Below are 13,252 nucleotides of genomic sequence, written 5' to 3'. Positions count from 1 at the left end.
GATAATTTAATTGGGTTTTAATTTTCAATTTCATAATACATGATTTTACGTTAGTTTTTAATGTTTTTATCATATGAATTTTGAAAAAAATGAAACCAAAGTAAACTAAATTCTACTTTTCATATTAAAAAATATGTATGTTTTTTAAACCTACTCAATGAATATTTCAGAATTAAATAACCGAGATACTTGATTTAAAATTTTATCTTTGATGACTTATAATTTGAAAGAAATGAGTATTCAAGCGTTATTAACTTCTCAGGTAAAACAGGCAGTTTTAGAGTTATATAATTTGAAATTAGATTCTGTTGAATTTCAATCAACCAGAAAGGAGTTTGCAGGAGACATTACAATAGTTGTTTTTCCAATGCTACGAGTTATCAAAGGAAATCCTGTGCAAATAGGAGAATCTATTGGGCAATATCTGGAAAAAAATGTTAACGAAGTCAAGGGTTTTAATGTTGTAAAAGGATTTTTAAATGTTGAAGTAAGTGATGCGTACTATCTTAATCTTTTTAATACTATAAGAGACAATACTACTTATGGGTTTAAAAGTTTTAATGATACAGATAAAGCCATAATGGTAGAGTACTCCTCACCAAATACAAATAAACCTTTGCATTTGGGGCATGTTAGAAATAATCTTTTAGGTTACAGTGTTTCAGAAATCTTAAAGGCTGCTGGTAAAAAGGTATATAAAACTCAAATAATTAACGATAGAGGCATACATATATGTAAAAGTATGTTAGCTTGGAAACGTTTTGGTAATAATGAAACCCCTGAAACTACAGGCTTAAAAGGTGATAAACTTGCAGGAAATTATTATGTTAAGTTTGATAAAGAATACAAAAAAGAGGTACAAGCGTTAATAGCCAATGGTAAAAATGAAGCCGAAGCAAAGCAAGAGGCCCCTATTCTCAGAGAAGCTCAAGCTATGTTACGCGATTGGGAAGCTGGAGATGCCCAAACTGTTGCGCTATGGAAAAAAATGAATGGTTGGGTTTATAATGGTTTTGATGTTACTTATAAAAATTTAGGAGTTGATTTTGATACTTTATATTACGAAAGTGACACCTATTTACTAGGAAAGGAATTTGTTGCTGAAGGTTTAAAAACTGGTGTGTTTCAAAAAGAAGATGATGGTTCGGTTTGGTGTGATTTAACTAATGAAGGCCTAGATAAAAAAATTGTTTTACGTGCCGATGGTACCGCTGTTTACATGACGCAAGATATTGGTACAGCCATACAACGCATAAAGGATAATCCTGATGTAGGGGGAATGGTATATACTGTTGGAAATGAACAAGATTATCATTTTCAGGTTTTGTTTTTAATTCTGAAGAAGTTAGGTTTTGAATGGGCCAAAAATTTATACCATTTAAGTTATGGTATGGTAGATTTACCTAGCGGAAAAATGAAAAGTAGAGAAGGCACCGTTGTTGATGCTGATGATTTAATTGATGACATGGCTAAAACAGCTGAAGAAATCTCTGAAGAGTTGGGTAAATTAGAGGGGTATACTGCAGCTGAAAAACAACAACTTTATAAAACCATTGGTTTAGGTGCTCTAAAATACCATATCTTAAAAGTAGATCCTAAAAAAAGAATTTTATTCAACCCTAAAGACTCTATCGATTTTCAAGGAAATACAGGGCCGTTTATTCAATATACTTATGCTAGAATTCAATCAATTTTACGTAAAGCTGATTTAAAATCTGATCAAATAGATACCAAAAATAGTATCTTGCTCCATCACAAAGAACGAGAGTTAATTAAACAACTACAACTGTTTCCAGAAGTAATTCAAAATGCTGCAGAACATCATAGTCCCGCTTTAATAGCAAATTATACTTACGATTTGGTTAAGGAATTTAATTCTTTTTATCAGAACGTATCTATATTAGGTGCCGATAGTATAGATGAAAAAATCTTTAGAGTGCAATTATCAATTACAGTTGCAAATACTATTAAAAATGCGTTTAGTTTACTTGGTATTGATGTACCAGAGCGTATGTAATCTACCACTTAATAGTATTTTCTATAAATTTAATTAATTCGTTAGCTATGGCTTTCTGTTCTTTGATAGAAGGATGTCCATCGGTTTTCTTGTAAGGTATAAAATGTGTGTAAATTTTTGAGTCTTCCAAAGCATTTACTGCACTATTAACATATTCAGGCCATTTTGAGTTTTCTTTAGTAACATCCATATTACCTAGAATACAAATTATATGAGCATCGGGGTAATGCCCTCTAATAGTATACACAAATGTTTTATAAGCTTCTATTATTTCAGTTTTAGAAGGCGCTTTATTTCCAAAACGAGCTTTAAAGCTTTCATGATTTGAATAGTTTATTAACCAAGAATCGTTTTGGAATAAATTAATAACCACTACATCTGGTTGATACAACTTGAAATCCCAAAGGCTGTTAGGATCATTAGGGTTTAATCTATTATACATTTCTGGCATAATTAAGGTGTCCCAACTTACCATAATCCCAATACCACTTTTGCAAATTGCATTATATTCAGCGTTAAAATGACGTGCTGTAATAGCTGAATAGCTCAAGTAATTATTAGTATATGTGCTATCTGGAACATCCGCACCAGATAAATCTTCAACAGCGTAACCAGCTGTTATAGAGTTGCCATAAAATTCCATTTTCTTTTTTTTAGGAGCTGGTTTTGGTTGTAGTTTAGGATTACCTTTAATTTTAAAACCAAAAAAATCAGTATCCCCATAATGGGATTCTGTTCTTTTAAATAATTCAATATGATGAGTTCCTGAATCTAAGTTTTTAGCCAGAATATGATATTGCTTTAATTTACTTGGTCGTAATACGTATAGGCTATCTTTATCTAAAATCACATTGTAGTAGCTTTTACCTTTACTGTCTTTTAACAGTGCTGATATTGATTTGCCTTTAAAATTCATTGAAATTGAACTTCCAGACCAATATAGTCGAGCACTTTTTGAGTTAATATTATTTATTCTTCCCTCGTAGGTGATATTAGGGTTCGAATAGTTGATAAACAAAGTGTCTTTTGATTTTAAAGAGGAGTTTTTACAACATAAAACTAGTACCATCAAGATAATTATATAGATAATCGAATAATATTTCATTATGAAAATAGATAGGTTATCACTAATAATAGTTTAAAAAATTACTCTAAAGCTAACGTTTGGTGTAATACCTAAAGCTACATTCTCAATAGGTGATACATTGTTATCTTCATCTAAAATATAATACCTGTTTAAAACATTTTGTTGGTTTAACACATTCCATAGTGATGTGCCAATAACAGCTTTAACACCTTCTGATACCTTAAGATTATAAGTTGCAGAAATATCTGCACGTATATAATCTTCTAAACGAGACCCATTAGGATTAGAGTAGTTTATTCGAGTATCATTTTCGTTTTGTATAAATGTTGGCAGTGTAGTAGGTCTTCCAGAAAACCAGTTAAAACCAGCTGCAAGTTTAAAATTTCCATAAGTATAAGTGCTTGCAAAGGTAAGCGCATGCCTAACATCTGCGTTATTAGGAAATGACTGCCCGTTGTTTAACGTTGGAAATGTATACTCATTATTACTATAGGAATACCCCAACCAAGTACTCACAACATCCTCAAAGTGTTTATTTATAAGCACATCTAAACCTTTAATTTCATAGCTCCCGATAGCATATTCAAATTGGTACTGATTCTGAAAACCTTGGCTTCTAGTTGTAATTCCATCTACGTTTTTAATAAAAGCTTCAACACTAATTAAAAACTTATTTTTATTAAAATGAATACCAGCAGAAGCTTGTTTACTTTGTACTACAGGCACAGGAAATAATGATTTTCCATTTTGGATTTCTACTTCACTACGGTCGTTCGCTAAAGTCCATCGTCGTTTTTCAATACCTAAAAAATCATTTTGTAAATCGATAATTTGTGAAGCAGTTTGACTTTTAAATTCACCTAAAAGTTCAACACGAAATACATTTAAAAAGCGCTGACTAAAGTTAAGTCGTGGTTCAAATAATAAGTTATTAGATATATCTAAGTGATTTGCGCGAATACCTATATTTAGTCTCGTTTTAGCATTGGTTGATAAAAAAGCACTTTCAGCATATACTGAATTGCTTCTAGCAACATCACGAACAAAACTCCTGAAATTAGGATTATTTACATCCTCTAGATTACTTATACCAATTTCTGAAAATTGATACCCTAAGTTAAATTTAAAATTTTGATTTGGTTTATAATTTAAATCTAATCTTGCAGAACCATCAAACACTTCATTTTCTTGAATTAAGCGTTGGTTGTTTATAATATCAAAATTTGTAGCATCCAAATCATAATTGGTAACGTATAATTGTGCTTTCGTAGAAAAAGCCGAATTCCAATCTCTGGTATAAGATAATCCATAAGCAAAGTTTTGTTGAGATAGGTTACTGTTAAGCGCTTCACTTCTATCGTTTATTTTAGATTGCTCTTCGTAATTCAACGCGTTGTTTATTGTCATAAAGTGAAGGCGTAATTTATCTTTTTTGCTAATGTTATACAGAAATTTAGTAGTGATATCATAAAATGAAAAGTCTTCGTTTTGTGAAATAATATTATCACTTTGTGCATTATTTGATAAATCAGAATCTTGAAATACACGTTTAAAATATTGATTGTATGTTGGTGTTACAATTGCATCTGTAATAGAGCGTCTTGTAGATAATTGTATTTCTGTATTATGCGATAAGGGAATTTTAGCATACGCATGAGCATTTATTAAATTAAAGCCTGCTCCAGCATTAAATATCCCATCAATAGTGTCAGATAATTGCATATCTATCACACCAGAAACTCCATCGCCAAACCTAGCAGGTGTTCCGTTTTTAGATACATTTACTTGTGTTGTAGTATAAGGATTAAATGCAGAGATTAATCCAAAGAAATGACCAGATTGATACATTTTAATACCATCCCATAATATTAAATTTTGATCGTGTGTACCACCCCGAATATTAATATTTGATACAGATTCTTCAACACTAAAAATACCTGGTAGTGCTTGTATGGTTTGTAAAACATCAGGTTCAATCAATCCAGGTAAAATTCCAAACTTCTCTGGTCTTAAAACAAGAGAACCATCGTTTAGTTTGGTGATACCAGAAGTTAAGTAGTTATTAATAACAACTTCTTCAAGCTGCTCTCGAATAATGGCATTGCTTTGTTTTAGTTTTACAATAGTAACAAAGCGTTTGTTAAGAATGCTAAACTTTAAGTTGGTATCTAATTCTAGTTGATAAATAGCATCTTCAAGTTTTAAATCTTCATCAGGTAATATTGCTTTAATATCAGCAATAGTTACATCTACATACGAAAAGCTAATATTATACCGATCAGAGAGCACGTTTAGAATAGTGATAAGCGGTTGTGTTTTTTGATTGGCTTGCGAGAAACCTTGTAAACCATTCAAAAAAAATAAGAGACTTAAAAGAAAAAGTTGTCCTTTTCTATTCACGCTTTAAAATAATCGTATTGTTTTGTTTGCTATAGGTTACTTGTAAAGGTAATGCAATAGATTTTAATGCCAAATCAATATTATTATGCGTAAACGAGCCAGTAAATAACTGTGTTTCATCTACATGTACCAGAGTGATTTCAACATTATATTGTCTTTCAAACTCAGCAATAACTTGTTTAAAAGGTATGCTTTTAAAATCACTTTCGTTAGTTAACCACGACGGTGAGGCGCGGTTTTCTTTATCTTTAGTAATTAGTTTCCCATCAATTATTAAAAAACTGTTTCCCGGTTTTAATTTTATTTCATTAGAGTTGTAAGTAACCCCAACAAGTCCTTCGTAGCAAATAACTTCAAAATAATTTTCCCGTTGTTTTACATTAAATTGAGTACCATAAACTGTAACGATTCCTGATGTTGTTTTTACTTTAAATGATGATCCTTTAGCCACTTTAAAAAAGGCTTCACCTTTAAGTTCTACTTCGCGATCTTTTTTCCAATCGTTTTTATTGTATGCTAAAAACGATTTTGCGTTGATGGAAACGGTAGATGCATCTGGTAATTCTATAGTTGTTTTTTGTGCCAATTCTGTAGTAATTGTAGTGTCTAGCGTTGTAGTGTAGTAGTACACGCTAAAACAAATAGCAAGAATAGCGGCAACACGCAATAATGGTTTTAACCAATGAATTTTTGATGTGCTTTCACCTTTAATGGTAGATAATACGTTTTCTAATTCGATTGAAGTATCATAATTATCCGCCTTAAAGCGTTGCATATTGGTGTTTAACTTCACTAAATCGGCATAGTCTTCAAGCTTTTTAAAAGCCTCAAGCTCCTCAGTATTTAGGTTGTTATCTAACCATTTCGATATGAGTTCTTTTCTATTCATAATCTTTATTCAATTATATAACAGTTAACTTTTATTTTTTCCTACCTAACTTTTTAAAAAATTCTAATTTTAAAAACTAAATTCCAATTGTTTCAAAGAGATTTTAAGAGATTCACGGAGTGAAAACTTTACGTCTTAGCGCATTTGTAGGAATTGTTTTTTTTTATTTATCATCGGTCTTCCGTTTTTTTCTATAATTCCTTAATATCCTTCCGTAATTTCGTTAAAGCTCCGTAAATACGTTTCTCTACCGCTTTGGTAGAAATATCTAATAACTCAGCAATTTCCTTAAAGCGTTTCCCTTCAACTCTGTTCATCATAAACGCAACCCGTTGTGCTTCAGTTAAATTAGCCAAAGCTCGTTGTAGTTTGTCATTATATTCAGATTCCTGCATTAAAAACTCAGGATTCTCATTAGTACTAAGTTTAGGTTTAGAAGTTTGCTGATGTTTTAATACTACTTTTTGGTGTGCTACTTCATTCAACATTAAATTATTAGCCGTAGTAAATACAAAACTCTTCGCTTTATCAGGAGTAACTTTAGCACAGTTTTGCCATAACTTAACAAAGGCTTCTTGTACTTTATCTTTCGGGTTTAATAGGTCGCCAAATTTGTAATACAAAAAATCATGTAAATTTTTAGAGTGTTTATTAAAAATAGACGAAAATATACGCTCTTCACAAATATTGTCATGTAATTGCTTAGTCATTGGTTTGTTGGTTAACGCTACTAAAATAAGGGTTTTAAGAGTTTGTTTTCGGAATTTATGAATTATTTTATTTAAATTTTTTTCAAACTAGGGTAGGAGTTTTTAAAGCTTATCTGTTTTATAAGAAAAGAACACTTTGTTTAACCCAAAAATATATACCATGAAAACTATTAAAATAGTATTAGCAATACCTTTTTTTGTCCTTTTATTATTCACCTCATGTCAGGAGGAGACAGTTGAAATTTCTTCTCCAGACGAGGCTGAAACATTAGTAGCTAATTCAGAGCTTACAAGTTTTATAAGTGCAACATCTAAAAACGACGGTTCTAAAGATAATATTATAGACGGTACAAGTTGTATTTCTGTAAAACTACCAGTTGTTGTAAAAGTTCGTGGCATTGAAGTTAGAATTGATACCGAAGCTGATTATGCAAAAATTAAGCGATTGTATGATGAGGTTGAAGACGATTTAGATCGCCTAGATATTCTATTTCCTATAACAATTATTTCATCTGACCATGAAGAAATTACTATAGAAAGTGCTGAACAATTAGCAGGATTTATTGCTGAATGTAAAGGTGATGATGACGACGACGAAAAAGAAATACGTTGTGTTGATTTTCAGTTTCCAATTTCATTTTCAGTATTCGATAGAGATTTTGAAGTTATAAATGTTGTAACTATCGAAAACAACAGAGATTTACACCGTTTTATGAAGCGGGTTAAAAACTCTGAAGTATTTGCAAGCCTAAACTTTCCAGTAAACATGGTGCTAAAAGATGGAACAGTACTTACTGCTGAGAATAACGAACAACTAAGACGTATAATAACTAATGCTAAAGATAGTTGTGAGGAAGAAAACGATATCTCTAAAGAGCGTTTAAAAAACTACTTAAAAAGATGCCCTTGGATTGTTTACGAATTTAAAAGAGATAACCAAGATAATACGGGAGAGTTTGGGCAATATGCTATAAACTATAAAGAAGACAATATTGTAACATTACGTTCTAGAAACGGAGATGTATTAACAGGAGCGTGGACGTTAACACAAACAAGACGAGGCGTACTATTAAATATGGAGTTTGAAAACTTAGCAGATTTTACACTACAATGGTTATTGTATGATTTTGAAGATGGTAAAATTAAAATCTTTGAAACTGGAGGTAATAGAATAATACTTAAAAGAAACTGTGATGTTGTTATAGATATTACAAAAGCACGTGTTGAAAATTTCTTAAAAGTATGTTTTTGGAGAGTAACACGATTAAATGTAAATGAAACAGATAATGAGAAAGATTATATAGGTACACCTTTAAAATTCTTTGGAGATAACATCGTTAAAATTAGAATTAATGGCGAGTTAGTTGAAGGTACTTACGAGGTATTAGTAAGAAACGGTGCCATAGGTTTAGAAATAAACTTAGAAGGACGCCCAGATTTAAAACTACAATGGGTTATTACATTTTTAGATGAAGATGCTATTAAATTAAAAAATGCTAATAACGAAATGATTTTAAAAAGAGACTGTCCAGAAAACGACGGCGACGTAAATTTTATAACAGAGGTTTTAGTTAATGGCGTATGGGTAGTAGCATCTTATAACGATCAAGGCGCTGACGAAACTAGCAATTATGAAGGATATGTTATTGGCTTTGATGTAAATGGTAAATTATTTGCTGAAGGACAAGGTAATAATTACAATGGCTCTTGGAGAGGTTACAGATACGATGGCTTAAACCTAGCCTTAAACTTTAGAACGCAAAACGAACCATTTAGTGAATTAAGACACAGATGGAAAATTAAAGAAATTACAAGAGAAAGAATAGAGCTAAAAGATTACAATGCTAATGGAGAGATAGAGCGTATCTTAGTATTAGAAAACGTACAATAAGTGAAAAAGAAAATAAATTGCTTTTGGTTAATAAAAGTGCATCTTAAATATTCATTCAGGTTAATTAACTAAGATGCCTTTATAGGGCTGCTAAATTAAATTTGGCAGCCTTTTTTAGTTTAACAAATTTTATTATTATACGGTATTTAAATGTTCTATTTATAAAATTTTATAGTGCTAGTATTATAGTTAAATAGGTAAACTTCGTGTTTTAGATTTGATATTATGTTTCGAGATTAGATGCAAATCCTGTCACGATCGCAAAAATCCTCACTATTTCTAGTGAGTTTTTTTATTTATATACTCTATGGTATAATATAAATTTCTATATAACAATCCTTTCATTTTTTTGTACAAAATGTTTAAGATTATGTAACCTTTATACTGTTTTTCTTGTAAATGTTTAATAGTATAAGTCCAACAATTTTTAGTCTATAAATTTAGGTTTTTATCAATTGTATCCGATAGCTAAATTTTCAAAATTCAAAATTTTTTTTGTTAAGTTTTTGTTAAAAAATAATTATTAATTACTTGATTATGAGTGATTAAAGTTTTTTTTGTCATCTGAGACTTTTTCTAATCGTAAGTAAATTCATTGCGGTTAGTCTAATAATTATGAAAATTGTCCAAAAACTCTAGAGAAGACAAAAACAAAAATTTCAAAAATATATTAATTTTAAAAAAACCAAAATGAAAAAGTTTAATTTAATGATTGTGACATTATTGTCACTAAGTTTATTCTTCACAAGTTGTGATGGTGAAGACGGTATTGATGGTGAAGACGGTATTGATGGTATAGATGGTCAAGATGGTGAAGATGGAGAAGATGGTGAAGACGGTGAAGATGGTAATACAGTTATGATGATTGATGCAGCAGATTTACTATTAACAAGTATTCAAACTGATGGAGGAGTTCCATTTGATGCTGATAATCCAGCAGTAACGTATCCAGAAGAAGCAAATGTATTCTTTCCTAGTGTATTAGGAGTCGATTATACAGTAGATAGAAATATTGCTCCTGAGGGGCCTACCGTAAGACTTCCATTATTTCAAGGTTGGGAAATAGTAAATGGAACACCAAGAGAGCTTCACTATGTAATCACAGAGGCTTCTGATAGGGAATTAGCAAGATTATTAGGGGTTATTTATGCACCTAGAATGGCTAATTCAATAGGATCTGGAGGAGAACAAAATTCTACTTGGAGTGATGATGGTCGACTTGTTTTTGAAGGGACAGTAGATTTTTCTCCAAAAAGAAGTTTAATACCTGGTGGATTGTCTGATGATGGTTTACTACTTGGATTCCCTCCAGCATCTGTAACTCCTGGTGCAGTAGCAGATGATAACTGGTCTTCATATGTCGTATTACCAGGAACCGATGTAGTTATCAACGCACAACCATTAGCTAATAGCACAGGATTACATGATAGAATTCCTCATGGAAACGGAACAAATTCTGAGCAAGAAGACAATCAAAACAATCCAAATATAGATAGAGATGGTGCAGCTGTAGTATTACAATTACTTGATGGATGGCATAATGGTAGACCTTATTATTTTCACATTGTAACAGATACTTCAGATCCTGGACCTGCAACTATCGAGCTTGGTGTATTTGCTCCAAAATTAGCAAATCTTCCAACATTCGGAGTTTTTCCAGGGGGTTCTATGTTGCCTTTTAGTCCTACAGTAAATGGTAGAGGAGATACTGGAGATGGTTTATTCCAAGGATTAAATACAGCTTCTTTAAGTAACAGACAAACAATGGATCCAACAAATACATTCCCAATAGATCCAAGAGACCCATCATATGCACCAATGTGGGATGCACATTTAACAGAATTTAGAGTTCCTGAAGAAGATCGTGTAATTTTAAAAAGTTTTGATCAAATAAATCAATTGTTAGAAGAAGGTATTTTAAGACCATTCAGAGGTAATTTAAATCAATATCCAGCTTCAAATACTTTATCAAGTTTATTAACTGCAGCAGGTGCTATAATCAATTGTCCTGTAGTTTCTCAACCATTTGGAAGTGCTATTGGTCAACAATATGGTGATCCTACTAATTAATAAGATATATATAGTAAATTAGAATAAATTATTAAGTTTAAATGCCGAACTATTTTAATAGTTCGGCATTTTTTGTACAGTAAACTTAAAAAAATTGATTTAATTTCTTTAAAGACAGTGGTTCTTGTTTTAATTTACATCGTCCATTCTGTAAGGTATAGTGAGGCTAGATCTTGCAATAGCTAAATCTGGGTTGGTTTTATGATGGTGAATATAAAAGTATGTTGAAGAAAAATTAATGAGATTTTATTTGTTTTTTTAACACAGTACTTTGTCGGCGTGTCGTTTTTTATGAAATATAACTTGTCAAGTTCCAAAATACATGGAAAATTATTGAAGGAACAATAGATTTGGATTTATAAAATGAAATTCCGGCGATTAATCCGCCAAATAAGGCTATATAAGCATGATGAAAACTAAAATCCATAAATTCAAAAAACAATGAGACAAATGGAATATGTATAAAAGCAAACAACAAAGATGATATAATTATGGCTTTTATAGGTTTATTCTTTTCTAATAGTCTGCGAAGCAAATAATTCCGAAAGAACAGTTCCTCAGTAATCGGCACAAAGATAATGGAAGCTATGACACTCAGAGAATTCAAATGGTCAAGAGTAAAGTCATAATTAAATGATATTTCCTGATAATATATTATGTTCAGAATCGATTGAAAGAAAACAAATCCAACCCCTAATATTATAGCAATAAAATAATAACCAGGTTCTGGTTTCTTAAACTTTAATAAATCAGGTTGCTTTAACGATTTGAATATTAGAACCAATAAAATTAATGTAATAAATGAGTTGATAAAATGTGATGCTTTTATCAGACCTATATTTTCAATTTCATCTGGTATTAACAGAATCCACATTCCTATTAATTCTAAAAAAAGAATAAATAAAAAAGTATGAAAAAATGCTTTGTGTGTCTTCATTTTCAAATGCACGCCAACGCTATCGGCTATGAGTAGTTGCGTGGTTTAGTACTGAACTTTGCAAGTATGCACCAAACTGAAAATCCGCAAAGATTATTCAAAAGTAGCTGAGAACTAGCAACTATTTATAGCCATTTTGGGTATAATTTTTATTTTTTCAGCTTATTTTTTATGTCCATACTTTGATGTAAAATCCTGTTAATTTCAATTGTATCTTTATCTATAATTTCATAAAACACAATATGTTTTCCCGTTTTGAGTCCACGAAGTTTTGGTTCTACTCCTCCGTAATTCTTACCCAGTTTGGGTCAATCGTAATTTGATTAAAGGATTCAATTAATAAGTCAATAATACTTATCCGCTTGTTTAATCGACCATTTATGAAAAGTATATTCCCAAATTTCGTTTATATCTTGATTCGATAGACTTGTCAATCGATATTTAGTCATCAATTCCGTGTTTGGCTTTTAGATTTTTTAGGTTTTGAACTGGGTCAAAGTCTTCTACTAAACCGCTTTCTTTACCTTTTTTAATGGCTTCCCTTAAAGCAATAACCTTACTTTCTTCATCTTCCAAGAGTCGAAGTCCAGCCCTAATTACTTCGCTGACATTTTTGTATCGTCCAGCAGAAACTTGACTACTTACGAATTGATCAAAATAATTTCCGAGTGATATTGATGTATTTTTCATTTATTTATTAATTTTATCAAATTTACCCAAAATTGGTAAAAAATTCAAATTTTGCTCGTTTTCGCAAATTACAGCTAACGGTCTCGTATAACCGTCAGTTACGGGTTAATTAGCGATTATTTTCGGTTACGCACTGACATTAGCAATTCCGAGTGGATTCGGACGTAGTCGAATCCGCCGTAATTGCGGTTATACATTGTTGTAGTGCGTTTTTTAAAATATTTCTTTTCTTAAGCTGTCTTCTTTTCTTGTCCTGTTTCGTTCATCAATTTCTTCTTGTCTTTCCTTGTTAAGCTCTAATTCCTCTTTTAGTTTCGTTCTTTTTAAAATTTCCTTTTGAAACTTTAACGAAGAATATGTTATAAATAATGACCTACGTTCTTTATTTGAACCCTCTTCGGAATATCCAAATTCAGATAATTGGACGCACAAATTGTCTTTATCCAATAATAATATTGACTATAAGAATCTCTTGTTGTATTAATTTCTTTCGTTAATGAAGTTGGAATATATTCAGAGAAAAATTCCAGTTTCGGATTCCCATATTTGGCAGAAAACAAT

Annotated in this window: 11 protein-coding genes; 3 read left to right on the top strand and 8 right to left on the bottom strand. The window is 31.1% G+C overall.

Going from position 1 to position 13,252, the window contains the following annotated elements; all coding sequences use genetic code 11:
- Positions 1-232: 232 nt before the first annotated feature.
- Entirely contained in the window at positions 233-2,017 is a 1,785-nt protein-coding gene (argS, locus tag ACKGJY_RS13515) for an arginine--tRNA ligase (RefSeq protein WP_413974435.1), read from the top strand.
- A gap of 1 nt (position 2,018) precedes the next feature.
- On the opposite strand, the gene ACKGJY_RS13510 is transcribed toward argS, so the two are convergent.
- The 4 genes from ACKGJY_RS13510 to ACKGJY_RS13495 all read right to left on the bottom strand — a co-directional run bounded on the left by ACKGJY_RS13510 (position 2,019) and on the right by ACKGJY_RS13495 (position 7,103).
- Positions 2,019-3,086 (bottom strand): SGNH/GDSL hydrolase family protein, encoded by a 1,068-nt coding sequence (locus ACKGJY_RS13510; protein WP_413974434.1) that lies wholly within the window; start codon positions 3,084-3,086, stop codon positions 2,019-2,021.
- Between the two features lie 69 nt (positions 3,087-3,155).
- On the bottom strand, positions 3,156-5,504 hold the full coding sequence (locus tag ACKGJY_RS13505) for a TonB-dependent receptor plug domain-containing protein (protein ID WP_413974433.1): 2,349 nt from the start codon (positions 5,502-5,504) through the stop codon (positions 3,156-3,158).
- Complete coding sequence (locus ACKGJY_RS13500) at positions 5,497-6,393, bottom strand: FecR family protein (RefSeq protein ID WP_413974432.1); 897 nt, start codon at positions 6,391-6,393, stop codon at positions 5,497-5,499. The genes ACKGJY_RS13505 and ACKGJY_RS13500 overlap by 8 nt, the downstream gene beginning before the upstream one ends.
- A gap of 191 nt (positions 6,394-6,584) precedes the next feature.
- Positions 6,585-7,103, bottom strand: coding sequence for an RNA polymerase sigma factor (locus tag ACKGJY_RS13495; protein ID WP_413974431.1), 519 nt, complete (start codon positions 7,101-7,103; stop codon positions 6,585-6,587).
- A gap of 160 nt (positions 7,104-7,263) precedes the next feature.
- Between ACKGJY_RS13495 and ACKGJY_RS13490 the strand changes: the two genes are divergently transcribed.
- Positions 7,264-8,994, top strand: coding sequence for a hypothetical protein (locus tag ACKGJY_RS13490; protein ID WP_413974430.1), 1,731 nt, complete (start codon positions 7,264-7,266; stop codon positions 8,992-8,994).
- A gap of 690 nt (positions 8,995-9,684) precedes the next feature.
- Positions 9,685-11,064, top strand: a complete 1,380-nt coding sequence (locus tag ACKGJY_RS13485; RefSeq protein WP_413974429.1) for a hypothetical protein — start codon at positions 9,685-9,687, stop codon at positions 11,062-11,064.
- A gap of 289 nt (positions 11,065-11,353) precedes the next feature.
- On the opposite strand, the gene ACKGJY_RS13480 is transcribed toward ACKGJY_RS13485, so the two are convergent.
- From ACKGJY_RS13480 to ACKGJY_RS13465, 4 genes are all read right to left on the bottom strand, one after another.
- On the bottom strand, positions 11,354-12,001 hold the full coding sequence (locus ACKGJY_RS13480; protein WP_413974428.1) for a lysostaphin resistance A-like protein: 648 nt from the start codon (positions 11,999-12,001) through the stop codon (positions 11,354-11,356).
- Positions 12,002-12,150: 149 nt separating this feature from the next.
- A complete protein-coding gene (locus ACKGJY_RS13475) occupies positions 12,151-12,303 on the bottom strand; it encodes a type II toxin-antitoxin system RelE/ParE family toxin (RefSeq protein WP_413974550.1) in 153 nt (50 codons plus the stop codon).
- Positions 12,304-12,442: 139 nt separating this feature from the next.
- Complete coding sequence (locus ACKGJY_RS13470; protein WP_413974427.1) at positions 12,443-12,691, bottom strand: type II toxin-antitoxin system ParD family antitoxin; 249 nt, start codon at positions 12,689-12,691, stop codon at positions 12,443-12,445.
- Positions 12,692-12,904: 213 nt separating this feature from the next.
- Positions 12,905-13,123, bottom strand: coding sequence for a hypothetical protein (locus ACKGJY_RS13465; protein WP_413974426.1), 219 nt, complete (start codon positions 13,121-13,123; stop codon positions 12,905-12,907).
- Between the last annotated feature and the right edge of the window lie 129 nt (positions 13,124-13,252).

This window comes from Hyunsoonleella sp. 2307UL5-6 (assembly GCF_047345485.1).
Taxonomy (GTDB): Bacteria; Bacteroidota; Bacteroidia; order Flavobacteriales; family Flavobacteriaceae; genus Jejuia.
This window is presented reverse-complemented; position numbering and strand designations above follow the sequence as displayed.